The following is a 26,560-nucleotide window of genomic DNA, read 5'->3' as shown; positions in this document are numbered from 1 at the left end:
CTTGTTTAATCCCATATTCTGCGACATACCCTCTCCACTATCCGCAGCAACTTTCACCTCCTTTTAATTTTTGTATGCCTGTAAAGATCTTCTTGCACCGGGTGGCTTGTATGCTTCTCGTAACCCTATTCACTGCAACAGCTTTTGCCCAGGATGGTATTGTACGTGGACGTGACCATTCCGTCGCGGTTAGCAATGCTTTCGATGATTTGATACCCGCCAGAGATGGAGGGTATGTGGCTTACGGGGACATTGGAGACGGTAGCGGTACCAAACTGATTGCCGTACGGTATGATGCGCAGCTCAATGTCGTTTGGGAGAAGTCCGGAACAAAGTCGCTCAGGAAAATGGAAGAGACACCCGATGGAGGGCTGGTGGCAGTTACCGATGGCTACCGCTCGCTGCACCCGGTGGGGAGTGAATTACAGGTGATCAAATTTGACCGGAACCTGAACGTCGTCTGGATAAAGGACTTTGGGGGAAATGGTGCCGAAACGCCAGGTACAGTAATCGTTCGACCCAATGGACAGCTGATCATCTTCGGCAATACGGCGTCTACCGATGGGGACGTGGTCGGAAAAACCAATACACAAACAGATCTGTGGATGTTGCAGCTGGATGCCAGTGGCAACCTGCTCAGCCAGAAAGTATTTGAACATGCCTACCAAAGTTCTTCCATCACAGCAGCGAACACGACAGATGGAGGGCTGGTATTTACTATTTCAACCAGCGCTTTACCGGGTAGTATGGCCAGCAACGACGTGTGGGTCGTTAAAATGGATGCAACATTCAATATACAGTGGCAGAAGAATATTGCGGGCAGCAACAATGAAGCAGCCAGCTGCATCTTGCCGTTATCGGATGGGGGATATGCAGTGGGAGGTATTACCTGGTCCACCGATGGACAATTTGCGGGGGCCGGCGGTAGTCAATATGGCGAAGGCTTTGTTTCCCGCCTGGATGCTGGTGGCAACATACAGTGGACGAGGATAGTTGTCCGCTCCAATACATCGCAGGTAAATAATGTGATTGAATTGCCGGGAGGTGTTTTGATGGCCTCAGCCTCCGGTAACCTCATAGAGGCGCGTGACATTACCCTGGGGTTTGGCCACCAGTATGTCGAAGGGATACTCGTTAAGTACGACGTCAATGGAAATACACTACTCAAACGCGCAATAGGGGCCGAATGCAACGAAACCGTAAAAGATGTCGTACTGATGCCCAACGGAAATTTCCTGACCTGTGGAATGCGGATGTATTGCTCCGAAGGCGGAGACTATGTGAACATCAGCAAAACGCCGGTAGGAGGAGAAACCAAAGCCGTTGTTTTGGAAGTCAGGGACCTTAGTACGATTACTGGTAAGGTTTGGTTCGATACCAATAACAACAAGATACTGGATGCAGGTGAAGAGCTGCTGAAGTCGGGAAGTGTGCGAACGACCAAGGGAGCGATTGGCTTCGATGCAGATCTAACCTTTGCAGAGCAGTATATCACCTCTACTGATACCGGTACCTATGTAACTCAACTGGCTCAGTTAAATGCTTATATACCCTTTCTGTTGGACACGGTAGCATTTGCCAGAAGCCCCAAAAAGAAATATACCACCTTCACGGGGCCCGGTCAGGTCGACGCTTTCGATATAAGGATCGTAGCAGCTGACCAGGTATCAGATATGGAACTGTCACTGCGACCACTGGCCGATGTTTTTGCCAATAATTCGGTAAAGTTCCGCCTGTGGTACCGCAATGTTGGAGGTAAAACCGCTACCGGCAACACGCTCAAGCTGGCCATCGATAGCCGCTATACCCTGCAATCGTCCACCCGCCCCCTGACCCTGGTGAACGATACCCTGCAATTGCCTTTGTCGGCTTTCATTGCCCGTGCACAGGATTCCGTAGATGTCGTGTTGGTACCCAAATCTCCCGCGGTAGTAGCCGGTGATTCACTGCGTTTTGGAGCTGTTATAGCACCGCTCGAAGCAGACTTTGATCCGTTGGATAATGTGGCCAACTGGCAGGTTGCGGCAAAAAAACAGTCAGATGCAGTGAAGGGGCTCGACCTGCAGATAAGAACGAATGTAGAAGCCCGGTTGACGCGGACGGTACCCTATACCCTGACGTACAAATTCATCAGCCTGCTCGACTCTACCCGGTGCAGGGTGGTGGTTGTAAAAGACGAGAAGACCAGCTTGGCAGCTGCTACTCCCGCGCCGACACGTATCAACGGCGATTCACTGATCTGGGAGATTACCAGCCGTCGAATGAACACGGGCGACTCCATTCGATTGAATATGCAGGTAGCGGATGCACCGGTGGCCGCCATGGGCGATAGCCTGCAGTTTCAGACGAGGTTGCAGGTATTTACACAGGATTCCACGATCACGGTGACGGGCCGGTTTGCCCAACGCATCGTGGGTAACTATGTAGCGCCGGATATGACCACCACGACGCTGCACCCGCCACAGGGAGTGGTATGGAAACGTACCGTTGGTGGACCGTTAGGTGATTTTGCGAGTGATGTGGTGGCCTTACCCGATAACAATTTCATCACAGTGGGGTCAGAAGGCCTGGCTGGTGGTGGTCCCTTGCAAGCCGTTATTACACGGTATGACGATGACGGCCATGTGATTTGGACAAAAGGATTGGGTGGAGAATCAGAGGAAAGCCTTTCCACGGTCAGAAAGCTGAATGACAGTATTTTCTGGGCCTGTGGTGTTGCCCGGCGCCCCCACGCACCTGGAAACCCGGTGGAGGATGAAATACTGGTTGTAAAGTTCAATGCCCGCGGCGACGTACTGTTGAAGAAATACTATGGCGGTAGCCTGACGGATTATGCACATGGCATAGCGCCAACGGCTGACGGTGGTTTTATCATCAATGCCACCACCCGCTCCAATGATGGCGATATAGCAGGCTATGTCAAGCCCGACTTTTATTATATGAACATGTGGGTGGCTAAGATGGATGCGTCGGGTGTCATTGAATGGTCGAAGTGTTTCAATCATCCTGCCCGCGAAGCGGAATACATTGGCACCGACATAAGAACTTCTGCCGATGGAGGATATTATTTGGGGGGGTACGCCACCTACGGACCCTACTTCGATCCAAATGCTTCTAGCGGTTTGGTATTCAAAATTGACGGTGCCGGTAATAAGATTTGGGAAAGAGAATTTCACGTCAAAGATTACAAGTACGAGATCAATTCAATCGTGGTGAATCAGCAGAACGAAGTAGTATTTGCTGGCCTTGCGGGCGATGCTACCGGTGCCGATACGGCCTACCTCGGTGACCATGGCGTCACAGATGTGTGGACCGGTAAGCTGGATAAAGACGGTAACCTGCTTTGGCAAAACCACTTTGGCGGCAGTAAGAATGATTTTGCGGAAAGGATCAATAGCACCCATGACGGTGGTTACCTCATCGCGGCAGGTGTTCGTTCGGATGACGGCAACGTAACAGACTACGTAGGACCCGATGATGGTTGGGTGCTGAAGATCGACAACAATGGTAAATTGATATGGCAAAAGGTCATTGGCAGTAAGTATATCGATTATGTGAAAACCGTTACAGAGTTGCCCAATGGAAATGTGATCGTGGCGGGTTCTTTGACCGCAGGCTGGAACGTACCTGGCGAAGATATTCAAGGCCCTTCCGATGTGCTCCTCGCCAAAATAGGACAGGCTAATTACGTCATCGGTAAAGTCTACATCGATTACAACAACAACCAGGTGTTCGATGCCAATGATGTGCTGTTCAACAAAGGCGTGGTCAGCTTTACCAGGGATTCCCTCCGTACTTCCGCTACAGTTACCAATGGCGCCTACGCCGTATTGCTGGGTACCGGCAGCTACCGGGCCAAACTGAGCCTGGCCGATTCGGCCTTGTATACCATCTCTCCGGCCAACGCAATACTTACTTTCAATGAGTTGCTGATGACAGATACCCTCGATTTTGCCCTGGTACCAAAATCTACGGCGAAGGACCTGCGGGTAGACTTGCTGCCCATCGGTAGGGCGAGGGCAGGCTTCGAGACGCAATACCAGCTGCGGTATGAGAACAACAGCCCATACCCGATCAACAATGTCGAGCTGAAAATGGTGCCAGACCACCGCAGCAGTTTTGTATCCGCTTCGCTGGCATTGTCTGCCAACCGGGGCGATACCCTGGTGTGGGCATTCAGCCAGCTAGCCCCCTTCCAGTCGGGCACCATCGAAGTGAATATAAAGGTGCAGCCACCGCCGGCACTCATGCCAGGGGATAGCCTGCGCGTGCGGGCCGAGATCTATCCGATCTCCGGTGACCTTAAGCCGCTCGACAACATTACTGCCTTTAATCAGTTCGTGGGCGTTTCCTACGATCCCAACGATAAAACAGAAGTACAGCAAGGCAGCAACTTCAATACCCGCAATGTGTCGGATGGTGACTACCTGAAATACCTCATTCGTTTCCAGAATACAGGCAACGACACCGCCTTTACGGTATATGTGCACGATACCCTGAGTGATAAGGTCGATTGGAATACCCTGGAGATGATCGGGACCAGCCATACCTACTCCCTGCACATATTGGATGGCAACAAGCTGGAATGGCGCTTCAACAACATTAAGCTCGTCGACAGCTTCACCAACGAACCCGGTAGCCATGGTTTCATCGCTTACCGCATCAAACCGAAAAACAACCTCCTTGCAGGGGATACGGTGAAGAACTCGGCGTCGATCTATTTTGATTTCAATCCGCCCATTCTTACCAATGAAGCACATTCCGTGGTAATGGCCCTGACAGCCTTGCCGGCAGACCTGATGCGCCTCGATGCACAATGGGCTGCCACCGGCGCCGCGCAGATCAGTTGGACGGTAGAGCAGGAGATCGATGTGGCCTATTACCTCGTGCAGCGTTCGGCTGATGGTCAGCCATTCGAGACGATCGGTAAAGTAGCGGCATCCAATATTTGGTGGAGACATGATTATACGTATACCGACAAGGCGCCATTCGGCGATAAGATCTACTACCGGATCGTGCGCGTAGACCTCAACCTTTCCCAGGAATTCTCCAAAGCAGCCTTGCTACGCCGGGCAGCGGGTACTAACGGTCAAATGCAGCTATACCCGAACCCCGCCATCAACAGCGTTACCCTCACCATGCAGACCACTGCCGCAGGTATTGCCACGGTATCGATCGTCGATGGCAAAGGCAGTGTGGTGCAGACAAATAGTCTGGGCAACCTGCGGGCAGGATGGCATAGCAGGGCCATCAACGTAAGCACCTTACCGGCAGGCCAGTACTACCTGCAATGCCGGGTAGGAGACCAGGTCTTCAGCAGTAAGTTGATCAAACAATAACCATAAAAAAAACGGGATGTGGCTACCACATCCCGTTTTGCTTAGTAGGCTACAGTATTTTAAACCAGTACATCCTGCCACTCCTTCATGCGGTCAAGCACTGATTTGGCAAAAGGACACAGGGGGATGATCTTCCAGTGGTGCTCGCGGGCATACTCCACACCGGCATGCACCAGTTGCTTGCCCACGCCCTGACCACCCAGCGACTCATCCACTTCCGTGTGCTCGATGAGCATCTGGTCGGGGTTAGGTTTGGAATAGACCATTTCGGCAACGATCTTACCATCTTGTTCCAGGTAGAACATACTCTTCGTTTTTCCTTCCTTGTGTTGTATCAGCATATGAAAAGATTGTAGTATGCAATCTACCACAATTGTTCCAACTGCCAACCCGGGCACTGGTTACCGGCAGGATACCGCCGCAAATAGATAAAACGACTGTATTATTCTTTAAAGGTTAAGCCCATGGGGGCTTTTAGTTCAGCCGCATCGTACATATTGATGTACAGGAAATAAGGCGTGCTGTTATTCTCCCAGGTGACCTCGTAACGATCCAGCAGCCCGCCACCCATCATACCGTTGGGGGTATTGAAGGCGCAGCAACTGCCTTTCCGCACATAAGTGATCGTCTCCCCATTGGGGCCTTTCAAAGCACGCATATACCGGTGTTCATTGGCGGCGCCTTGCAGAAAGCCACCGCCCACATGAATAGGGTTTTGCTGCGTGTACCCATAGGTCGAATCGGTGGAGGCGGAGCTGAGTTTGAAGGTGTAATCGTCCAGCATCTCGTAGTCGAAACTGGCCTTAAGACCAGGGTAGGTAGCTGTACGGGACGACTGGCCGCTGCTGGCTTTGCGGTTCCTTTTTGTGGAAGTGTCGGACCTTTTTACGGGATGGCAGCCGATCGATAGTACGCCAAAGACAATGGCGAGGAGAAAGACAGGAATTTTCATATTTGAGGGTTTATAATTACCCGGATGCGGTATTCCACTGGTTTACATATGGGCAGGCGCCCTTTAACAATTCCTTTTAGTCTACGGAAATGGTATTTTTTTTGGAATAATGGAATTGCTACCCCATATTTGCAATATGTTATTAAACAAACAAAATAATCAGTGGTGGTGGCATGCAAACTCTAACCGGGGCTTGTAGCGCTGCTATTGTTGTTTATGACACTATATTCAGAGCCCCGATGTTTCATCGGGGCTTTTTCTTTTTAATCACGATCATTTAAACATTTCTTTCGAGGGACCAGGCATGAAAAAAATAGCTATTCAGACGAACTGTAAGAAGATGCTGGCCGATGTGTTCACTCCCGTAGGCATCTACCTGCGCGTAAGGGACCGTTTCCGCGATACCGTACTCCTGGAGAGTACCGACCACCATGCGGCCGACAACAGTTATTCCTTCATCTGTATCAATGCCATCGCCGGTATGGAGATCACTTCTACCCGCAGCATCGAATTCAAGTGGCCGGGCGAAAGTCCCGAGCGCATACCGGTGAAAGACGTACAACAGGTACCGCAGCTGCTCTGGGACTTTATGCAGCGCTTTGAAGTGTCCGGCACCGCCTTGAAAGAAACCCGCTTTGCACAGGGACTCTACGGCTATACCACTTTCGATGCCGTACAGTTCTTCGACACCATCCAATTGAAGTCGGGCACAGCCACACCGGATATTCCCCTGATGAGGTACCGCCTCTACCAGTATGTGATCGTTATCAACCACTACAAAGACGAGCTCTATATCTGTGAGAACGTGATCAAGGGCCTGGAAAGCGATATCTCGGTGGTAGAATCACTGATCCGCAGCAAAGATGTACCGGTATATCCTTTCAAAGCGCAAGGTGAAGAGGTCTCCAATATGACCGATGAAGCCTACCGCGACATGGTGACCAAAGGTATCCAGAGCTGTTACCGGGGCGATGTATTCCAGATCGTACTCAGCCGCCGCTTCCAGCAGTCCTTCCGGGGCGATGAGTTCAACGTATACCGGGCCCTGCGCAGCATCAACCCTTCCCCGTATCTCTTCTTCTTCGATTACGGCGATTATAAATTACTCGGCTCTTCGCCCGAATCTCAAATACTGATACAGCAAGGCAAAGCTGTGGTGCATCCCATTGCCGGCACCTTCAAGCGCACCGGCGACGATGAGACCGACAAGCAGGAAGCCGACCGCCTCCTGAAGGATGCCAAGGAAAACGCCGAGCATGTGATGCTGGTAGACCTGGCCCGCAATGATCTTAGCCGCGTAACTGATGAAGTAGTGGTAGAGCACTACCGCGAAGTACAATACTACAGCCACGTGATCCACCTGGTGAGTGAAGTGACCGGCAAAGTACGTCCCAATGCCAATCCCTTCGAGTTGATGGCAAAAACCTTCCCTGCCGGTACCCTCAGTGGTGCGCCTAAATTCAGGGCCATGGAACTGATCGATGCTTACGAGCCCACCACCCGCAGTTATTACGGCGGCGCCATCGGGTTCATGGGCTTCGACGGTACCTGTGTACACGCCATCATGATCCGCACCTTCCTGAGCCGGCAAAACACCCTCTACTACCAGGCAGGAGCAGGTGTAGTAGCGGCCAGTAAGCCCGAAAGCGAACTGCAGGAAGTCAACAACAAACTGGGCGCTTTGAAGAAAGCCATTGTATTTGCCGAGGAGATTGCCAACTAACACCTTAAAAACAGACACATTGACCCGGATATTAGTATTTGACAACTACGATTCATTTACCTACAACCTGGTGCACCTGGTTGAAAAGATCCTGCACCAGAAAGTGGAAGTATTCCGCAATGACCAGATCGCATTGGAGAAGGTAAAAGATTACGACAAGATCATCCTGTCACCTGGTCCCGGTATTCCCGAAGAAGCAGGTTTGCTGCTGCCCCTGCTCAAAGAATATGCGCCCACCAAATCCATCCTGGGTGTGTGCCTTGGTCACCAGGCCATCGGGCAATCGTTTGGTGGCAAGCTGGTCAACCTCAGCACCGTGTACCACGGGGTAGCCACGCCCTGCCAGATCATCGATGCCAAAGCGCCCCTCTTTCAGGGACTGCCGGCCGAGATCGAAGTAGGCCGCTACCATAGCTGGGTAGTCAGTGAAGAAGGGTTCCCCAAAGACCTGGAGATCACGGCCCGCGATGCCAACAATTTCATCATGGCGCTGCAACATAAAAAGTACGATGTACAGGGTGTGCAGTTTCACCCCGAAAGTGTACTGACCCCCGTAGGCGAGACGATATTACGTAACTGGTTGAAAAACTAAGTATGAAAAAGATATTACAACTATTGTTCGAACACAAGACCCTGAGCAGGGCCACTGCCAAGGAAGTGCTGGTGAATATTGGCAAAGGTGTTTACAACGAGCATGAAGTGACCTCCTTCATGACCGTATACCTGATGCGCAGCATCACCATCGAAGAGCTGCAGGGGTTCCAGGATGCCCTGCTCGAACTCTGTGTGCCCGTCGACCTCAACGGTCATGCCACCATCGATATCGTAGGCACCGGCGGCGACGGCAAGAACACCTTCAACATCTCCACCCTGGCCTGCTTCATCGTGGCCGGTACCGGCCAGAAGGTGTCCAAGCACGGTAATTACGGCGCTACATCTATCAGCGGCGCCTCCAATGTGATGGAGCAATTGGGCTATAAATTTAAGAACGACCCGGCACAACTGAAGCGCGAAGTGGAAGAAGCCAATATCTGCTTTCTCCATGCCCCGCTCTTCCACCCTGCCCTCAAGTCGGTAGGCTCCATCCGCAAGAACCTGGGCGTACGTACCTTCTTCAATATGCTGGGGCCCATGGTGAATCCCGCCAATCCTGCTTTTCAGCTGGTAGGCGTGTACAACCTGGAGATGGCGCGTGTGTACAACTACCTGTTGCAGCAAACCGACCGGGCTTTCACCATCATTCATGGCCTCGATGGCTACGATGAGATATCGCTGACCAACGATACCAAGGTCATCACCAATGCCGGCGAGCGCGTGATGACACCTGAACAACTGGGCAAACGCATGGTTTCCGCCACCGATATCCTCGGCGGCAATACCGTAGAGGAGTCGGCAAAGATCTTTGTCAGGATCCTTGATGGCAAAGGCACCTGGGCGCAGAACGCCGTAGTACTGGCCAATGCCGCCATGGCACTGCATTGTACGGGCAACTACAAAAAGTATGAAGATGCCTACGCCGCAGCTGTCGAAAGCCTCGAAAGCGGCCGGGCAAAAGCAGGACTGGAAAAACTGGTTTCCCTGCAGTAATGTTCCGACCTTTGCGGCGCTGCCCGGCAGGGCAGCCAGTCGTAAAACCGTAAGATTGACCTAAATCAGGATACAAGTACATGAACATTCTCGACAAGATCATAGCGTACAAAAGAACGGAAGTAGTAGAGCGCAAAGCGAAGACAAGCGTTGCGGAGCTGGAAAAAAGCGCTGCCTTTACCCGCCCCGTCCTGTCACTGCAACAATCCCTGCTCGATGATACGAAGACAGGCATCATTGCCGAGTTCAAACGTAAGTCGCCCTCCAAAGGCATCATCAACGACAAAGCGGATGTCGTAGCAGTGACCAGTGCCTACACCCGCTTCGGCGCCTCGGGCCTGTCGGTACTCACCGATACGGAGTCCTTTGGTGGCAGCACGGAAGATGTGCTGGCGGCCAGGGTCAACCAGATACCCATTCTGAGAAAAGAATTTATCGTAGACGAATACCAGATCGTAGAAGCAAGGGCCATGGGAGCCGATGCCATCCTGCTGATCGCAGCCTGCCTGACACCAGCTGACGTGAAGCGCCTCGCCACCTTTGCCCAAAGCCTGCAACTCGAAGTGCTGCTCGAACTGCACGACGAAGAAGAGTTGGAGCATATTTGCGACGAAACGGTACTGGTAGGCATCAACAACCGCAACCTGAAGACCTTCGCCGTCGATATCCAGCGAAGCCTCGCCATGGCAGCGCGCATACCTGCCAGCAAAGTGAAGATCGCCGAAAGCGGCATCTCATCGGTAGCCAATATCCGCCTGTTCCGCGACAACGGCTTCCGGGGATTCCTGATCGGAGAGAACTTCATGAAGGAAGCTGATCCGGCCCGCGCCTTCGAGCAGTTTGTCCAGGCGCTCAACGGATAGGTACACGGTTGTTTGCCAGTAGACACCAACACTTAAAATCGAACGACACATGAGAGTAAAAGTTTGCGGAATGACGCAACCCGAACAGGTAGATCAACTGGCTACTGCGGGGGCAACATTTGCCGGCTTTATTTTTTATCCGAAAAGCCCGAGGTATGTGTTCAAGCACATGACCATGACACAAATCCGCAAAGTCAATAACATCAATAAAGTAGGCGTATTCGTCAATGCCTCGATAGAAGAGGTATTGCATATTGTAGATGAATGCCGCCTGCACATGGTACAGCTCCACGGTGATGAGCCACCCAAATATTGCGAAAAGATCGCCGACTATGTGTCCGTGGTAAAAGCTTTCCGCCTCAGTGACAACGACAGTGTGGAATGGATGATAAAACCCTATATGGATGTCTGCGACATGTTCATGTTCGATACCATGGGGGCAGGATACGGCGGCACCGGTAAAAAGTTCGACTGGAGTGTGTTGAAAGGAAGTTCCATCGGCAAGCCATTCTTTTTGAGTGGTGGCATCGATCCCGGCGATGAAGAGGAGCTGAAGCGATTTGCACAGGAGCCCGTGGCCAAAGCACTCTTTGCGGTTGATATCAACAGCAAGTTTGAAGTAAGTCCTGGTGTAAAAGATATGGACAAGGTAATCTCATTTATAGACCACATGAAAGGATAAGGCAACCAGCTGTTGGCTGCTAGCCCTGAAAGAACGCGACCAAAAAACCGATGCAATGATTACGATACGGATAGCGGAAGAACAGGATCTTCCCCAAATGCTGGAGATATACAATGAAGTGATTGTCAATACCACGGCAGTATATGATTACAAACCTCATACGCCAGCCATGCGCAAGCAGTGGTGGGATACGAAAAAACAGCAGGGGTTTCCGGTATTCGTAGCGGTAGACGGCGAACGGGTGGTTGGCTTCAGCTCTATCGGTCCCTTCCGGGCCTGGGCGGCCTACAAATATTCGGTAGAGAATTCGATCTATGTAGCCGCCGATCAGCGTGGCAAAGGAGTAGGTAAATTACTGCTGCCCCCCTTGATCGAAGCCGCCCGCCAATTGAATATGCATACCATCCTGGCAGGGATCGATGCCAGCAATGAAGGCAGCGTGAAGTTGCACGAGCTGTTTGGGTTCAAAGAGATCGCCGTGATGAAAGAGGTCGGTTACAAATTTGGCCGATGGCTTGACCTGAAGTTCATGCAATTGATACTCGATACTCCGGCACAACCGGAAGAGTACTAAATCAACTTAGATAACGAGCGCGCGTACGGGTACAAGACACCCGCTACGCAACACCATAAACAGTCAGCACCATGATCAATCGGAAAGTCCCCCTCGGACAATACAAAGGAACCTATCAGCAACCCAATATCTTCGGTTATTACGGCGATTTTGGGGGAGCGTATATCCCCGAAATGTTGCACAGGAATGTAGAAGAGCTGAAAAGCCGCTACCTGTCTATCATGTACGAAGCATCCTTCCAACAGGAGTTTCAGCAACTGCTGCGTGATTATGTAGGAAGGCCCACACCGCTCTATTTTGCACAACGCTTAAGCGAGCAGTTCAAAACCAAGATCTACCTCAAGCGCGAAGACCTTTGCCATACCGGCGCGCATAAGATCAACAATACCATCGGACAGATCCTCCTGGCCCAGCGCCTCGGTAAGAAGCGTATCATTGCCGAGACCGGCGCCGGCCAGCACGGCGTGGCCACGGCCACCGTATGTGCCCTCAAAGGCATTCAGTGCATCGTATACATGGGCGAGAAGGACATCGAGCGTCAGGCACCCAACGTAGCCCGTATGAAGATGCTGGGCGCTACGGTCATCCCGGCTACCAGCGGTAGTAAGACCCTCAAAGATGCCACCAACGAAGCCATCCGCGACTGGATCAACAATCCGGAAGACACGCACTATATTATCGGCAGCGTGGTAGGCCCGCATCCTTACCCGGATATGGTGGCCCGCTTCCAGAGCGTGATCAGTGAAGAGATCCGCAAACAACTCAAAGAAGAGACAGGCAATGAATTGCCCGGTTATGTACTGGCCTGTGTAGGTGGTGGCAGCAACGCCGCCGGTGCCTTCTACCATTTCCTCGAAGAGTTTTCCGTGCAGCTGGTGGCCGTAGAAGCTGCTGGTCATGGGGTAAACAGCGGCTTCAGTGCAGCCACTACACAGCTCGGTAAGCCAGGGGTATTACACGGTAGCAAAAGCCTCGTGATGCAAACCGCCGACGGACAGGTCGTAGAGCCCCACAGTATTTCTGCCGGCCTCGACTATCCCGGTATCGGCCCCTTGCATGCCCACCTGTTCGAAACAGGTCGCGCCAGCTTCCTGAGTGCCACCGATGAAGAAGCCCTGGAAGCAGCCTTCAACCTGGCTAAGCTCGAAGGCATCATCCCGGCCCTCGAATCGGCCCACGCCCTCTCGGCCCTGAAACAAATGCAATTCAAGCCCAGCGATGTCGTAGTACTCTGCCTGTCGGGCAGGGGCGACAAAGACCTCGCTACCTACATGAAGGCAATGGAAGAGCGCGGAACGTTATAATCACCAACAAACAATTTGCACAAGCATATACCATGAGCCGGATACAGGAGTTATTCAACAGGAAAAAAGACCATGTGCTCAATATCTACTGCACAGCAGGATACCCTAAGCTGGACAGTACCTTACAAGTCATGCAGGCCCTGCAGGCAAACGGTGCCGACCTCATCGAGCTCGGCATGCCCTACAGTGATCCGCTGGCCGATGGCCCGGTGATCCAGGCCAGCAGTTCGATCGCCCTGGCAAATGGCATGACGATACAAGCCTTGTTTGCCCAACTCAAGGGCATGCGCACCAACGCCACCAATGGCGGTGCCGCGATCACCGTGCCCGTGATCCTGATGGGCTACATGAACCCGGTACTGCAGTATGGGTTTGAGAAGTTCTGCGCCGATGCAGCCGCAGCCGGTGTGGATGGATTGATCTTACCCGACCTGCCCGAATATGAGTTTGAGACCGAATTCGGCGCCATTATCAAAAAGCACGGCCTCGATTTCATCTTCCTCGTAACGCCCGAAACATCCGAAGAACGCATCAAGCGACTCGATGCGTTGAGCACAGGTTTCCTCTATGCCGTATCCTCTTCTTCCACCACCGGTAAAGACAAGGACATGGGCCATGTCAGCGGCTACCTGCAAAAACTGCAAAGCCTGCAGCTGAAGAACCCGGTACTGGTCGGTTTTGGTATCAAAGACAAACCCAGTTTTGAAGCGGCTTGCGCACATGCGCGGGGCGCCATCATCGGCACAGCCTTTATCAAGGCCCTCGAAGGGCAGGAAGATATCAACGGTACGGTACAGCAATTCTTGAACAAGGTTTTACAATAACAGCTATGAGCTTAGTAATCGTTAAATACAATGCGGGCAATATCCAATCGGTACTGTATGCCCTCGAGCGGATCGGAGTGGAAGCCGTCGTGACCGACGACCACGAACAGATCCGCCAGGCGAGCAAAGTGATCTTCCCGGGTGTGGGAGAGGCCAGCAGTGCCATGCGCTACCTGAAAGAGCGCGGGCTGGATGAGGTATTGAAGAACCTGCAACAACCGGTATTGGGCATCTGCCTGGGTATGCAGCTGATGTGTGCTTACAGCGAAGAGAACGATACCACCTGCCTCGGCATTTTCCCAGAGCATGTCAAGCAGTTCAAGCCGGCAGCCGGCAGCCACCTCAAGGTACCGCAGATCGGATGGAACTCCATCTATGACCTGAAGACCGATCTCACCAAAGGCGTAGCCGAAAACAGCTACTGTTATTTTGTACATGGATATTATGCCGCCCTGGGAGATGATACCATTGCAACCGCCGATTATGTACAGCCGTACAGCGCCGGTTTGCACCGCGGTAATTTCTACGGGTTGCAGTTTCACCCTGAGAAGAGTGCACAGGTAGGGGAGCAATTATTAAAGAACTTCCTCAGCCTGTAATATGCAGATCAGTACAGCAGCCCTGCCCGATGTGTGGCACCTACGCCAAACGGTCATGTATCCCGCCGAGTCGATCGACTTTGTGAAGCTCGAGCAGGATGAATGGGGATTGCATTGGGGTATCTATGAGCGGCGTGAGCTGGTGTCGGTCATTTCCGTATTCGTAGCAGGAAAAGAAGTACAGTTTCGCAAGTTCGCCACCTGTACCGACCGCCAGGGCAGGGGATATGGAACGGCCCTGTTGCAGTACGTGATGGCCTGGGCAAAGCAACATGGTATGCAAACCATCTGGTGTAATGCCCGCTTGTCGGCCACTGCCATCTATCGCAAATTTGGTATGAAGCCGGCTGGCGCCACCTGGCACAAGTATGGCTTCGAATTCATTAAAATGGAAAAACAACTACAGACCACTATGCAGATCATTCCTGCGATCGATATTATAGATGGGAAGTGTGTGCGCCTCACGCAGGGCGACTACGACCAAAAGAAAATATACAACGAACATCCGCTGGAGGTCGCCCTCGAATTTCAGGATGCCGGCCTGCAACGCCTGCACCTCGTAGACCTCGACGGTGCCAAAGCAGGTGCCGTCAGGAACTGGAAGGTATTGGAAACCCTCGCTGCAAAGACCAATATGGTCATCGACTTTGGCGGTGGTATCAAAACCGAGAAGGACGTACAGATCGTATTCGACTCAGGCGCTGCGCTCGCCACCGTCGGCAGCATCGCCGTCAAGAATGAAGAAGAGTTTGTAAAATGGCTGCTCATCTGGGGCGCGGAGAAATTCCTGCTAGGCGCCGATGTGAAAGACGAGAAGATCGCTGTAGGTGGTTGGTTGGAAACTACCGGCATCTGGATCTATGACTTCATCGAAAAATACTGGCAACATGGCGTACGCCAGTTGTTCTGTACCGACGTCAGCAAAGACGGACTGTTGCAAGGCCCCTCCACCGAACTGTATAAGAACATCATTGCCAAATTTCCGGAACTGCATTTCATCGCCAGCGGTGGCGTCAGCAATATGCAGGACGTACTGCAACTGAAAGAGATCGGTTGTGGCGGCGTCATCATTGGTAAAGCGATCTATGAAGGTCGTATCACCATCAAGGAACTGGCAGCTTTATAGACCATACAACGAATACCATGTTAACAAAACGCATTATACCCTGCCTCGATATCAAAGACGGTCGCACCGTAAAGGGAACCAATTTTGTGAACCTGCGCGATGCAGGCGATCCGGTAGAACTGGGTGCCCTGTATGCCAAACAGGGAGCCGATGAACTGGTGTTCCTCGATATCACAGCGACAAATGAGCGGCGCAAAACATTGAGTGAACTCGTGAACCGGATTGCGCACCACATCAATATCCCCTTCACCGTAGGCGGCGGTATCAGCAGTGTAGAAGACGTGCAGGTATTGTTGCAGAACGGTGCCGATAAGATATCCGTCAATACGGCTGCCTTCAAACGGCCCGGGCTCATTCGCGAACTAGCCAACGAGTTTGGCAGTCAGTGTGTGGTGCTCGCCATCGATACCCGGCTCGAGGCCGATGGAGAATGGTATGTATACCTCAACGGAGGCCGCGTGAAGACGGACACCAAATGTTTCGATTGGGCTAAGCAGGGCGTTGAACTGGGCGCTGGTGAAATATTGCTTACTTCCATGAACCATGATGGTACCAAGCAGGGCTTTGCACTCGATATCACACGCCGCCTGGCAGAATCCCTCCCCGTACCCGTGATCGCCAGTGGCGGCGGTGGCACCATGGAGCATTTTGTAGACGTGTTTGGCCAGGGCAAGGCCGATGCCGCGCTCGCCGCCAGCATCTTCCACTTCAAGGAGATCAGTATTCCGGAATTAAAGGGATATTTGCAGGAACAACAAATAGCGATCCGGCCGGTATGATCTTATTGGGACGCTTCAGAAAATAAAACCGATCATGAAAGTTGATTTTAAGAAATACGCCGACGGCCTCGTGCCCGCCATTGTGCAGGACTTCAAAACCCACAAAGTATTGATGCTGGGTTTTATGAACGAGGAAGCGGTGAAGAAGACAATGTCCGAAGGCAAAGTCACCTTCTACAGTCGTAGCAAAAAAAGGCTTTGGACAAAAGGCGAGGAGAGTGGCAACCACCTGCTGGTAAAAGAAATTCTGTCCGACTGCGACGATGATACGATCCTCATCAAAGCCCAGCCGCTGGGGCCTACCTGTCACACGGGTGCCGATACCTGCTGGAGCGAACGCAACCATTCCGACGATTTTCTCTACTATTTAGAAGACATCATCGAGCTGCGCAAAAAGAGCACCGATGGTAAGTCGTATGTTAAATCATTGTTCGACAAGGGCATCAATAAGATTGCCCAAAAGGTTGGGGAAGAAGCCATTGAAGTCGTCATCGAAGCAAAAGACAGCAACGATGACCTGTTCCTCAACGAAGCAGCCGACCTGCTTTTCCATTATTTGATTTTACTTAACGCAAAAGGTCATAATTTACAGTCCGTTGTAAATATCCTACAGCAAAGACATTCAAATAAATAGTTCTACATGAAGCAGTTATTGACATGTTTGTTACTGGTTCCGATGAGCCTGCTCGCCCAAAAAGAATTCGTGATCAAAGGTAAAGTGGCGGGCCTGCCCGAAGCTTCTGTGGTAAGCCTGACAGACGTCAATATACCAACTGATACCATCTCCCGGGCGAAAGTGGTCAAGGGTAGTTTTGAACTCAAAGGCTCCCTGCGCGAACCCAACCTGCACCAACTCAATTTCGAGGGAGCCCAGAAAAAAACGGTCCTCTTCCTGGGTTACGACAATGTAATCGTAGAAGGTAATATGGAAGCTTTTTCGGAACTGGCGGTAAAAGGGTCTCCGACACATGCCGACTTCCTGGCCTTTCAGGACACCTTTACGCCCTACTTCCGCAAGCTCACCGAGATGAACCAGCAACTGTCTGCGCGCCCGAATGTGCAGCCTGGTGATTCGATTATGGTCGCTTACATGAATCTGGTGGAGCAGACAAAAGCAGCCGTCACGAAATTCGCGACCGAGAAATCAGCCTCACCCGTAGCACCTTTCATGTTGTTGGTAACAGCCGAACTGGAGCAGGATGTCACGGTATTGGAAAAGAACTTCAACCTGGTGGCGGCCAGCGGTCAGCAAAACTTCTATGGTAAATTACTGAAGCAAAAGATAGATGATGCCAAGGTGGGTGCGATAGGTACCCAGGCCTTGGAGTTCACGCAAAACGATACTACCGGTACACCGGTTACACTGGCTTCCTTTCGCGGTAAATATGTGCTGGTCGATTTCTGGGCCAGTTGGTGCCGCCCCTGCCGCATGGAAAACCCCAATGTGGTAGCTGCCTTCCAAAAGTTCAAGGACAAGAACTTCACGGTACTGGGCGTATCGCTCGATCGCGAGAAGCAACCCTGGTTGCAGGCGATCAAGGATGACAACCTGGTGTGGACACAGGTGAGCGACCTCAAGTTCTGGAGCAACGAAGTGGCGCGTTTGTATCGCGTGGAAGGCATTCCGCAAAACTTCCTCATCGATCCCTCCGGAAAGATCATTGGCAAAAACCTGCGTGGCGAAGGTTTGCAGTCCAAGCTCTGCGAACTGCTCGGTTGCAACTGATCCCCCTCAATTCACATCCTTCCCTTCCTGCAACAATTTCAGCATCCGCTCTACATTGTCTTTGTTCACTTTATCGGGCGCTTGGGGCAGGGCTTTCTGGGCATACTCGGCTGCCTTCTTGTAATTGTTGAGTGCTGAATAGCCCCGCATCATGCCCACGTTGGTGGTAAAGGTGTTGGGCGTTTTATCGTAGTTCAGTTTGAACGCGTCAAACGCATCTTTCATTTTCTTCTGTTGTAACAATTGCCGGGCGTATGCATGGATCTGCGGAGCAGTGCCCAGGGGTAAAGCTTCTTTCATGAGTACGTCTGCTTCGGCGTCCCGGTGCAGCAAGGCCAGCAATTGCGCTTTGGTAGAAAGGGTCTGGAAGTTTTTGTTGCCAATAAATACCCCATTGATGGATTGATCGGCCCAGCCCAAAGCTTCCTGCAGGTTGGTGTTGTGAACGATGCAGTAATTGGCGGCCTGGTTCCAGCTTTGCCAGCCAGGTTGAAAGCTTTTCTCGCTGCGCAGCTCGCGACGGAAAGAGGCTAGTTGCAGGTTTACCGCATCGGTGGCAATATGAAACGGTAGGGAGAGCTTCTCCCACGATAACACGACGGTAGCAGAAGAGTCGGTCTCTTCCATGAATTCAAACTTCAGCCACTCCACACTCTTGTCGAGTGCTACCGGCTTAAGGGTAGCCCGCAGGGCATCTTCCTTGTCATCGTAAAAGAAACTGCCCCAGGAGGTGGCGTTTTTCGATAAGATCAGGGTAGGGGATACCGGATCATAGGCAATGAACAAACCATACCTGCCGGCGGGAACCGGTTTCCCTTCTACCAATACCGGTGTCGTAAATTCAATGACGGTGTTTTCGTTCGCACCTGCTCGCCAGGGAGCCGATTTGCTGGTGCCAAAACCCTGGTCGATGAATCCGGTGTGCACCAGTTGCCCCCATATCTTCCCTTCACGTCCTTTTACACCAGGGCGTCCGTATTCGATCGATACATCGGTGATGCCGATGTTTTCACGCACACTGGCTTTGCGGTTGCCGCCATCCGGGGCGGTCGTCAGTTGGGCGGTCAGGCTGCTGCACAGCAGCAGCGACAGAACAGGCAGCATATACTTCATGCAGGTTGTTTTTGGTGTCTTTAAAGCTATGACAGGAATCAACGGAAGGAAAGCAAAATGGGACCTGCCGTCGAAACAGCCGTATGAACTGACGTTATACCTGACCTGAGGTAAAGCGTGATAAGCAAGCTGTGATTAATGTATAGAACATTGAATAGCAGTGTAAATGGTGGCCTGTTGGTCGCTTGCTGTCATTCATGGGGAGCAGCCTTGCGCTCGTATACGATTCCCGCCTTCTTAGCCTTGATACCTTTCCTCCATTGCCTTCCTGCCTTTCCCACTAGGCCTCGTTGCCTTTCTTCCCCTTTCACCCTCACTTTGCTACCATTTATTCAAAATTTACGGTGCTTCGCTCAAAGCCATTACGCCGCCAGGGAAGCGCACCTTTACTTTGCTGCACATCATTAGTCAATGAAATTCAAAAAGCTGGTAACAGCCTTACTATTCATGCCTGCGTGGACCATGCGGGCGCAAACAACCTTATCTATGACAGGAGAGTATTATTTGCGGGGAATGACAGAGGTGGCCTCCGGATTCAAACTGAACAACGATTCCACCTTCCAATTCTTTTTTTCGTACGGCGCCCTCGATCGATTCGGCACCGGCAGCTGGCAGGTCAACAACGGTAAACTGGTACTCAACAGCCGGCCCCAGCCCGAAAAGGATTTTGCCATCGTCACCAGTAAAGCCGTACCCGGTAACCAAACCACCATCCGCATTATCGACAACAACACGTTTTTGCTACCCTACATCCACGTGAAGCTGACACCCGGCAGCGACCAGTCTATCATGACCGATAACAAGGGGATGATCGTAATGCCCAGACAATCATTGGATAGTATCGCACTCTTGTTTGAGTTCTGTCCCGAGCGGTATTCTACCTTTTCCATTGCGGACCCTACGCATAATTTTTTTGAATTCCGCTTCGAACCCTGGCTTATGGAGGTGTTTTTCAAGGACTTCAACCTGGGTGTGGATAATAAAAGTTTGTACGGAAAGCACCCTTTACTGCAAGGAACGGAATTTCGGTATAATAAATGATATATATAATCCGTTAAGCAGCCTCATACCTTTTAACTAACCTCATTATAACTGTTTTATGTGGCCATCTTTTATTCTATACATGATCGTCTCCATAGGTTTGATGGTATTTCTGCTAAAGCGGAATAGCGCCAAACACTAATGTAAAGCTCCCTGGAGCCTCCAAACATATAGAGCTCTTTTAGAGTCCTTATAGAGCTGTTATAGAGGTTTATCGCCAGGGAAAGCCATACCGCAGCCGAAGGCTAAAGTAGGGGCAGGCATCAGCCGATAATACACCGCCCGGATACTCGGGCGAAGACATAAAAAATGGGCTGACCAATTCAATTGGTCAGCCCATTTTGATTTATGATCATACATTAATTGTCTTTCTTCTTACCGCCGAAGATGCGACGGAGAATCCCTTTTTTTTTAGCTTCTGGCTGCACATCTTCCTTGGGCTCATCCTTTTTGGCGGGCACCTGGTTCTTGGGCTTCACAGCTTCTTCCAATACCTTCTGCTCTTCCATCGCCTGCTTGCTTTCAATCGGAATATTCTGCGTGTCGGGCTTACTCAGGTAGCCATCCACATCGCCATTGCCTACATCAGACCCTTCAGCGCCCGGATCGGGAGCACCGCCGCCAATATAGCCGTTATCATACAACGCATCGTTGCGCATATTCTCCGGTTGTACAAACCGGGCAGCTTTGTCAAGGCCCAGCGTTTTATCGGCCAGCACTTTCTGGAAGAAGTATTCCCAGATGGGCCTGGCCGCACGGCCACCTTCACCCAATCCACCATCGAGACGGATAAAGCGGTCGTCACAACCGATCCATGCACCGGCCATTAGCTGCGGCGTGAAACCAAAGAACCACGCATCCGAGTTGTCGTTGGTTGTACCCGTCTTACCACCGAGCTCCGCTACACCGATGCGGGCACGCAGCCCCGCCGCAGTACCATACTCCACGGGACCTTGCATCATCCGCGCCATGGTATAGGCTGTCGTTTGACTGATCACTTCCTTGCGCTCGGCATTGAACTGGGCCAGCACATTACCGTTCTTGTCTTCAATGCGGGTAATGTAGATAGGTTTGGTGCTGAAACCGCCGGAAGGGAACATGGTATAGCCCCACATCATTTCAAACATCGACAGGTCGCAGCTACCGAGACTGATCGACGGATAGGGATCTACCTTGGTAGGAATATTGATCTGCTTCAGGAAGTCGGCAAATCGCTTCGGCGTAGTTTGTTTGATGATATAGGCAGCTACCTCATTTACCGACCAGGCCAGGCCACTCGCCATGGTACGTGTGCCGGTACGGCCCCTGTCTTTGGCAGGTACATAACCCTGACCAGGAAAATATTGCTGCGTGTTTTCACACTGCGTTTCGGGTGTAAAACCATACTCTTCTACCGCGAGGGCATAGAGGAAAGGTTTGATCGATGAACCAACTTGCCGCTTGGTACGGAGGTTCACGTGGTCATACTTGTAGTTCTTGAAGTCGATACCACCCACCCAGGCCTTCACCTGGCCACTCAGTGGGTCCATCACCATAAAGGACGACTGCACCATCTCCCGGTTGTACTTGATGGAGTCCATCGGTGTCATCACCGTATCCTTGCTGCGCTGGGGATTCCAGGCAAATACTTTCATCGGCGTTTTCTCGTAGAAGGTCTTCTTGATCTCTGCATCGCTGAGGCCTTCCTCTTTCAGGTTCTTCCAGCGCTGGCTAGCCTTCATCTGTGCTTCCAGCACGTTTTCATGACCTTTCCACACCGCATCGTTTTTGATACCGCGCTGTGCAGAGAGGGCACGTTGCAATACGGGTAAATGTTTGGCCACCGCTTCTTCCGCATATAGCTGCATCCGTGGATTGATGGTGGTATAGATATGCAGACCATCGGCATAAATATCGTACTCATCGCCATTGGGCTTCTTGTTTTCCTTCGCCCATTTCTTCAGTTCTTCGCGGATCACATCGAGGAAATAAGGCGCGATACCATTGTTCTCATCCATCTTCTTATAGTTAAGGCGGATGGGATCCTTTTGCAGCTTGGCTGACTCTGCTTCCGAAATAACGCCATTTTTCGCCATGAGCGAGATCACCGTATTCCGTCGATCGAAAGAGGCTTTAATGTTCGTTCTGGGATTATAAGTGCCGGTTGCTTTTTGCATACCTATCAATACGGCTGCCTCCTGGATGGTCAGGCGATCGGGTTCTTTGGAAAAGAAGGTGCGTGAGGCATTGCGGATGCCGTATACGTTGTCACTGAAAGAAACGGTATTGAGGTAGAGGGCAATGATCTCCTGCTTGGTAAAATTGCGCTCCAGTTTGATGGCAATGATATTCTCCTTCAGCTTCTGGATCACCCGCTTGAAAATGTTCGTGGCACGTTCGTCAAACATGTTCAGGGCCAGCTGCTGGGTAATGGTACTCGCACCACCGTCGCGGCCCAGGGTCATGATCGCTTTCGACAACCGGATACCGTCGATACCCGAGTGGTCATAAAAACGCTTGTCTTCGGTCGATACCAGGGCGTCGATGACGTGCTTGGAAATATCGCTGTATTTAACGTAGCTGCGGTTGCCGCGTTCCCGGTAGTATTTGCCCATCGGGGTACCATCGTCCCCAAAAACCTCCGAAGCGAGGGTGATATCCGGGTTCTCCAGTTCGCCGATAGAAGGCATCTTGCCGAATACGCCCCAGTTGATGAGGAGGAGAAACAATACGACGGTGAGAAAGCCATATATAAAAATGCGCCAAAAGATCTTTACAGGACGGGTCATATGAGTTATTGTCTTATTAGTAAGGGTGCTGAACTACAGCAAAAATCGTACTTAAAGCGTTACCTGCCAATGGGTCAGCAATTCCTTAATTTATAAGTCGTTGCCAATCAGATGGCCGGTTGCTTGCACGAACTGTTAAAAACGGGGCCCCCATCAGAATTTTCCGGGCCACATCTGCTGCAGGAATAGTTTGTACGTGTCCAGATCCCTGGTACTCACAATGGTACCCAGGTTGGCATCGGTAATGATCACAAAGCTGTATTTCGCCACCGGCAACCAGGGAATCAGGTCGGCAGGCGCCGATTTCTTCGCCTTTTCCATATACTCGATCGCGGCATCGGCATTGGCAAAACTGTTGATCGTCATCAGGCGCACCTCGTCAGATACAGCCACATTGCCGATCTGGAAGGTTTGACCGGCGAATCTCTCCCGGTTATAGCGGTTGAAGGCATTGCGCGCCTCCGTGATGTATACAGGATCTACTTTGTTCATGATCACCGCCACCATATGGGTAGCGTTGGGGTCATACAGGAACGACGGTTTGCCGGGTATCACGGTGATCTCCCGCGCACGTACAGGCTCCTTCGTGGCCACAACAGGCGGAGGTGCCACGACACTATCTTTCTTCGCGATCACAGGCTGCGCAACCACGGGTGTATCCCTCCGGGCCACGATCGGCGGCGTAACAGGAGGTGTAATCGTAACGCTGTCCTTTTTCGGGACCACCGGAGCGGTCACAGGCGGAGCAACAGTCGTTACACTGTCTTTGGTAACCGGCTGTTGTGGTACAGGCGTTGTATTCACCACCAGGGCATCGCGTTTCAGCTTGTCGGTAGCAATACCGGGTTTACCGGCTTTATCGTCGACGCCTTTCTTGACAGCCGAAGATTTGGTATCGGTTTCAATGATCCGCGCTTGCTCTTCTTCTACAGGAGGCACCACGGGTGGTTTCACTACCGCCAACTGGTCGTCGATGACCGTGGCGCTGTCTTCCTTCGGACGTTCTATCTGCAGTTTGGTCAAATAATCTTCGATCTGTGCCCGGCGGCTCAATACATCGATCAGTCGGGCAGCTTTTTCCGCCATCGGTGTGCCGGGGTAGGTCGAAGTAATATTGGTCAGCGCTACCTTGGCCGAATCATCCAGGCGTTCTTTGATGAAATAAACAGATTGAATATACAGCAATTGCGGTGTCCAGTAGTTTTTGCCATACAGGCTGTCAGCAATGCGCTTCTGTACAAGTGCTTCGGCAAAACTACCCTCGATGAACAGGTTGTATACATGCTCATACTGTTTGGTCATGGCCGTTTTCTCCGCATTTTCTGCAGCACTGCCCTTGGGGTTGGTGATCTTTTTGGTAAACTCGGTATCGGCGTATTTGGCCTGCAATTCACTTTTTACTCTTTCGGCACTCGCCGTCAGTCCCATCTTCATATAGCAATAGTAAAGATGGTACAGGGCTTCCGGACGTTGGTTGCTGTAACCAAAGCGGTCGAGGAATCCTTCCAGCGCCGTAATGGCCGCAGCATATTCTTCCAGCCCTTCGATATAGGCGATCCCCAACTTCAGCTGCGCGTTCTCGATGGAGTCGTTGGAATAAGACAATTGTTTATCGGTCAGGGGCAGGTTCTTCATCAGCCCATCAAAGCTGATATCGCTGGGGTTGGTGCCAGCTGCTCCGGCCGCACCACCCTCTACACCGGGTACATTGTTGGCCAATGGATCGGTACCGGCTGTTTGAATACCGTTCTGACGAACAGCCGATATCCGGCGCCAATTGTCGACATTGGGTCGGTTGCCCCATTTATTGCGGTAGTCGGTAAAACCTTTTGATTTGAGACCGGCATTGTTGAAATACCAATCCCCTTTTGAATCGCTGGTGCCAAACAGGTCAGGTGGGGGAGCATTGAGGTTGCGGGTAAGATCGCTGTTGTCGGTAGCCGAGCCCCCCGTCAGTTCATCCTCTTTCACGTCCTTCAACCCTTGTTGTTTACGCAATTGCTTCGCCAGTTTTTTCACGAAAGCTGTGCGTTCTGCTTCAGGCATGGCGGCAATGCGTTGCAGGCTATCCTGTCTGTCCATGATCTGCATTTCCTTCACCACCCTGGCCAGTCCCGATTTACGGGAATCGAACAGTTGCTGGCTAAGCATGGCGGTGTCGAGCACGGTAACGCTGTCGTAATAGTTTTTTGAATCGGCAAACCGCTTCTCGTCGTAGGTCAGGTTACCCAACATGATAAAGGCCTTCGACTTGTTGCTCATGTCGCCGGACTGGTTAACGGAGCGGGTCGCTTTCAGCAGCAGTTCTTTGGCGCCGGCAATATTGTTGCGCTCGAGCTCCATCTGCGCCGCTGCGAAATAAATGATATCGCGGTAATTGATGTATTTGTCGCGGCGGGCCATCTTCACCAGTGCGTCGATATTAGCCTGGATGGCTTTTTCATCACCCTTGTTCTGACGAATGCTGTTGAGACGGGCATATACTTCCAGCACGGGATTGAACGTGTGTACGATGGCGCGCTCGTAAAACTCTTTGGCTTCCGTATGGTTGCGAGCGCGTTCGTACAATTGAGCGATCAGGTATTCCCAGCGGGCTTTTTCACTGCTGTTTTCGGCATTCGGCAAAGCTCTCTCCAGGTAGATGGCGGCACTGTCGTACGCCTGCTGCTTGTAGAAATACAAGGATTGCATTTCGTACAGATCGGTCTTCAACCGTTGCGGAAAATTGGGATCGTATTTGAGCGTCTCGATCAGGCCAGCTGCTTCGGGCATTTCATCATTGGCCAAAAAGGTCCTGATCTGCCAGATGAAAGATTCATTGCGGCTGGGGGGGCTGCTCCATACCTTGTGCAGCACATCCGTCTTTTCTTTCGTTGAAATAGAGAAGGCATTGCCTCCTTCGGTAGCATTACTGCCGATGGGAATATCGTAGCCGTCTTTTTCGCGGGGTGAATAGATGTAATTGATATACTGAAACGTGAGGTAGGCGGTATCCAGGATGTTTTTGTAGTAGTAGGCCTGGCCCATCAGCATGTACAGGTTATCGGTCCACGTAGTGCGCAGGTCATGGATAAGAATACCGGTATTGGCCTTATAAATGACAGAATCGAGTTCACGATCCTGGGCGGTCTGCCGTAAAGTATAGTTGTAAAAGGTGAGTAACTGCGTGTAATCGTCTTTGTGGCCAGCCTTGGCGCGGGCAACGATCTCTTCGAGACGGGCATTGGCATTGAAGTGCCAGTTGAACTTCGTAACACCATTCTGGGTGAAGGTGCGGGGGAATTTCCATTTCTTATCGCCCGTTTTTTCAGAGCGTAATTTCTTGTCTTCGTATTTCTTGGGTTTGCCCTTGAGGTCAAAGGAAAGCAAGGGCTGCTGAGCGGATGATTCCGGCAACCAAACGAAGGAAACGAAGAGTAATAAGATGAACTGTTTCAAGACCGTCATTGAACCGCAAACTAAACCCTTCATAACTGAATTTCAATCAAAATATTGTCGAATGTAGCGTTTATTTTTTTGTTTCCACAGGTGAGTGGTTTTCAGCCTATCTTGCTACCTTT

At 51.5% G+C, this 26,560-nt stretch carries 20 protein-coding genes; 15 read left to right on the top strand and 5 right to left on the bottom strand.

Annotated elements, in window-relative coordinates:
* The first annotated feature begins 74 nt into the window (after positions 1-74).
* The gene (locus P2W70_RS25735) at positions 75-5,339 is read left to right on the top strand and encodes a T9SS type A sorting domain-containing protein (RefSeq protein ID WP_276484425.1); all 5,265 of its coding nucleotides are present in this window, start codon (positions 75-77) and stop codon (positions 5,337-5,339) included.
* 59 nt (positions 5,340-5,398) lie between these two features.
* Here P2W70_RS25735 and P2W70_RS25730 read toward each other — a convergent pair whose 3' ends face one another.
* Together P2W70_RS25730 and P2W70_RS25725 are read right to left on the bottom strand one after the other, a co-directional pair.
* Complete coding sequence (locus tag P2W70_RS25730) at positions 5,399-5,680, bottom strand: GNAT family N-acetyltransferase (RefSeq protein ID WP_276484424.1); 282 nt, start codon at positions 5,678-5,680, stop codon at positions 5,399-5,401.
* A 101-nt stretch (positions 5,681-5,781) separates the two neighbouring features.
* The gene (locus P2W70_RS25725; protein WP_276484423.1) at positions 5,782-6,291 is read right to left on the bottom strand and encodes a hypothetical protein; all 510 of its coding nucleotides are present in this window, start codon (positions 6,289-6,291) and stop codon (positions 5,782-5,784) included.
* Between the two features lie 304 nt (positions 6,292-6,595).
* On the opposite strand from P2W70_RS25725, the gene P2W70_RS25720 reads away from it, so the two are divergent.
* From P2W70_RS25720 to P2W70_RS25660, 13 genes are all read left to right on the top strand, one after another.
* Complete coding sequence (locus P2W70_RS25720; protein WP_276484422.1) at positions 6,596-8,014, top strand: anthranilate synthase component I family protein; 1,419 nt, start codon at positions 6,596-6,598, stop codon at positions 8,012-8,014.
* 19 nt (positions 8,015-8,033) lie between these two features.
* The gene (locus tag P2W70_RS25715) at positions 8,034-8,606 is read left to right on the top strand and encodes an anthranilate synthase component II (protein WP_276484421.1); all 573 of its coding nucleotides are present in this window, start codon (positions 8,034-8,036) and stop codon (positions 8,604-8,606) included.
* 2 nt (positions 8,607-8,608) lie between these two features.
* Positions 8,609-9,601: an anthranilate phosphoribosyltransferase gene (gene trpD / locus P2W70_RS25710; protein WP_276484420.1), complete on the top strand. Its 993-nt coding sequence runs from the start codon at positions 8,609-8,611 to the stop codon at positions 9,599-9,601.
* Positions 9,602-9,681: 80 nt separating this feature from the next.
* Positions 9,682-10,464 carry an indole-3-glycerol phosphate synthase TrpC gene (gene trpC / locus P2W70_RS25705; protein WP_276484419.1) on the top strand — a complete coding sequence of 261 codons (783 nt, stop codon included), beginning with the start codon at positions 9,682-9,684 and terminating at the stop codon, positions 10,462-10,464.
* A gap of 49 nt (positions 10,465-10,513) precedes the next feature.
* The gene (locus tag P2W70_RS25700) at positions 10,514-11,146 is read left to right on the top strand and encodes a phosphoribosylanthranilate isomerase (protein WP_276484418.1); all 633 of its coding nucleotides are present in this window, start codon (positions 10,514-10,516) and stop codon (positions 11,144-11,146) included.
* Between the two features lie 55 nt (positions 11,147-11,201).
* A complete protein-coding gene (locus tag P2W70_RS25695; RefSeq protein ID WP_276484417.1) occupies positions 11,202-11,720 on the top strand; it encodes a GNAT family N-acetyltransferase in 519 nt (172 codons plus the stop codon).
* A 71-nt stretch (positions 11,721-11,791) separates the two neighbouring features.
* Positions 11,792-13,024: a tryptophan synthase subunit beta gene (trpB, locus tag P2W70_RS25690; RefSeq protein WP_276484416.1), complete on the top strand. Its 1,233-nt coding sequence runs from the start codon at positions 11,792-11,794 to the stop codon at positions 13,022-13,024.
* A gap of 32 nt (positions 13,025-13,056) precedes the next feature.
* The gene (gene trpA, locus P2W70_RS25685; RefSeq protein WP_276484415.1) at positions 13,057-13,848 is read left to right on the top strand and encodes a tryptophan synthase subunit alpha; all 792 of its coding nucleotides are present in this window, start codon (positions 13,057-13,059) and stop codon (positions 13,846-13,848) included.
* A 5-nt stretch (positions 13,849-13,853) separates the two neighbouring features.
* On the top strand, positions 13,854-14,447 hold the full coding sequence (gene hisH, locus P2W70_RS25680) for an imidazole glycerol phosphate synthase subunit HisH (RefSeq protein WP_276484414.1): 594 nt from the start codon (positions 13,854-13,856) through the stop codon (positions 14,445-14,447).
* A gap of 1 nt (position 14,448) precedes the next feature.
* Positions 14,449-15,573, top strand: coding sequence for a 1-(5-phosphoribosyl)-5-[(5-phosphoribosylamino)methylideneamino]imidazole-4-carboxamide isomerase (gene hisA / locus P2W70_RS25675; RefSeq protein WP_276484413.1), 1,125 nt, complete (start codon positions 14,449-14,451; stop codon positions 15,571-15,573).
* A gap of 17 nt (positions 15,574-15,590) precedes the next feature.
* A complete protein-coding gene (gene hisF / locus P2W70_RS25670) occupies positions 15,591-16,352 on the top strand; it encodes an imidazole glycerol phosphate synthase subunit HisF (RefSeq protein WP_276484412.1) in 762 nt (253 codons plus the stop codon).
* A gap of 34 nt (positions 16,353-16,386) precedes the next feature.
* Positions 16,387-16,986, top strand: coding sequence for a bifunctional phosphoribosyl-AMP cyclohydrolase/phosphoribosyl-ATP diphosphatase HisIE (gene hisIE / locus P2W70_RS25665; RefSeq protein WP_276484411.1), 600 nt, complete (start codon positions 16,387-16,389; stop codon positions 16,984-16,986).
* A gap of 6 nt (positions 16,987-16,992) precedes the next feature.
* A complete protein-coding gene (locus P2W70_RS25660) occupies positions 16,993-18,078 on the top strand; it encodes a TlpA disulfide reductase family protein (RefSeq protein WP_276484410.1) in 1,086 nt (361 codons plus the stop codon).
* A 6-nt stretch (positions 18,079-18,084) separates the two neighbouring features.
* On the opposite strand, the gene P2W70_RS25655 is transcribed toward P2W70_RS25660, so the two are convergent.
* Complete coding sequence (locus P2W70_RS25655) at positions 18,085-19,191, bottom strand: DUF2911 domain-containing protein (protein ID WP_276484409.1); 1,107 nt, start codon at positions 19,189-19,191, stop codon at positions 18,085-18,087.
* A gap of 411 nt (positions 19,192-19,602) precedes the next feature.
* Here P2W70_RS25655 and P2W70_RS25650 point away from each other — a divergent pair, with 411 nt between their 5' ends.
* Positions 19,603-20,232 (top strand): hypothetical protein, encoded by a 630-nt coding sequence (locus P2W70_RS25650; RefSeq protein ID WP_276484408.1) that lies wholly within the window; start codon positions 19,603-19,605, stop codon positions 20,230-20,232.
* A 359-nt stretch (positions 20,233-20,591) separates the two neighbouring features.
* On the opposite strand, the gene P2W70_RS25645 is transcribed toward P2W70_RS25650, so the two are convergent.
* Positions 20,592-23,000 carry a transglycosylase domain-containing protein gene (locus P2W70_RS25645; RefSeq protein WP_276484407.1) on the bottom strand — a complete coding sequence of 803 codons (2,409 nt, stop codon included), beginning with the start codon at positions 22,998-23,000 and terminating at the stop codon, positions 20,592-20,594.
* A gap of 153 nt (positions 23,001-23,153) precedes the next feature.
* A complete protein-coding gene (gene porW / locus P2W70_RS25640; RefSeq protein WP_276484406.1) occupies positions 23,154-26,438 on the bottom strand; it encodes a type IX secretion system periplasmic lipoprotein PorW/SprE in 3,285 nt (1,094 codons plus the stop codon).
* Positions 26,439-26,560 lie beyond the last annotated feature (122 nt).

It is taken from the genome of Paraflavitalea pollutisoli (genome assembly GCF_029360705.1).
Taxonomy (GTDB): Bacteria; Bacteroidota; Bacteroidia; order Chitinophagales; family Chitinophagaceae; genus Paraflavitalea; species Paraflavitalea pollutisoli.
The sequence above is the reverse complement of the archived record's forward strand: the minus strand, read 5'-3'. Positions and strand labels throughout refer to the sequence as shown.

What these genes read in the sequence shown, in the direction of transcription:
- P2W70_RS25735 (WP_276484425.1), top strand. Translation starts at nt 75, where the DNA reads ATGCCTGTAAAGATCTTCTTGCACCGGGTGGCTTGTATGCTTCTCGTA.
- P2W70_RS25730 (WP_276484424.1), bottom strand. Translation starts at nt 5,680, where the DNA reads ATGCTGATACAACACAAGGAAGGAAAAACGAAGAGTATGTTCTACCTG.
- P2W70_RS25725 (WP_276484423.1), bottom strand. Translation starts at nt 6,291, where the DNA reads ATGAAAATTCCTGTCTTTCTCCTCGCCATTGTCTTTGGCGTACTATCG.
- P2W70_RS25720 (WP_276484422.1), top strand. Translation starts at nt 6,596, where the DNA reads ATGAAAAAAATAGCTATTCAGACGAACTGTAAGAAGATGCTGGCCGAT.
- trpD (WP_276484420.1), top strand. Translation starts at nt 8,609, where the DNA reads ATGAAAAAGATATTACAACTATTGTTCGAACACAAGACCCTGAGCAGG.
- trpC (WP_276484419.1), top strand. Translation starts at nt 9,682, where the DNA reads ATGAACATTCTCGACAAGATCATAGCGTACAAAAGAACGGAAGTAGTA.
- P2W70_RS25700 (WP_276484418.1), top strand. Translation starts at nt 10,514, where the DNA reads ATGAGAGTAAAAGTTTGCGGAATGACGCAACCCGAACAGGTAGATCAA.
- P2W70_RS25695 (WP_276484417.1), top strand. Translation starts at nt 11,202, where the DNA reads ATGATTACGATACGGATAGCGGAAGAACAGGATCTTCCCCAAATGCTG.
- trpB (WP_276484416.1), top strand. Translation starts at nt 11,792, where the DNA reads ATGATCAATCGGAAAGTCCCCCTCGGACAATACAAAGGAACCTATCAG.
- trpA (WP_276484415.1), top strand. Translation starts at nt 13,057, where the DNA reads ATGAGCCGGATACAGGAGTTATTCAACAGGAAAAAAGACCATGTGCTC.
- hisH (WP_276484414.1), top strand. Translation starts at nt 13,854, where the DNA reads ATGAGCTTAGTAATCGTTAAATACAATGCGGGCAATATCCAATCGGTA.
- hisA (WP_276484413.1), top strand. Translation starts at nt 14,449, where the DNA reads ATGCAGATCAGTACAGCAGCCCTGCCCGATGTGTGGCACCTACGCCAA.
- hisF (WP_276484412.1), top strand. Translation starts at nt 15,591, where the DNA reads ATGTTAACAAAACGCATTATACCCTGCCTCGATATCAAAGACGGTCGC.
- hisIE (WP_276484411.1), top strand. Translation starts at nt 16,387, where the DNA reads ATGAAAGTTGATTTTAAGAAATACGCCGACGGCCTCGTGCCCGCCATT.
- P2W70_RS25660 (WP_276484410.1), top strand. Translation starts at nt 16,993, where the DNA reads ATGAAGCAGTTATTGACATGTTTGTTACTGGTTCCGATGAGCCTGCTC.
- P2W70_RS25655 (WP_276484409.1), bottom strand. Translation starts at nt 19,191, where the DNA reads ATGAAGTATATGCTGCCTGTTCTGTCGCTGCTGCTGTGCAGCAGCCTG.
- P2W70_RS25650 (WP_276484408.1), top strand. Translation starts at nt 19,603, where the DNA reads ATGAAATTCAAAAAGCTGGTAACAGCCTTACTATTCATGCCTGCGTGG.
- P2W70_RS25645 (WP_276484407.1), bottom strand. Translation starts at nt 23,000, where the DNA reads ATGACCCGTCCTGTAAAGATCTTTTGGCGCATTTTTATATATGGCTTT.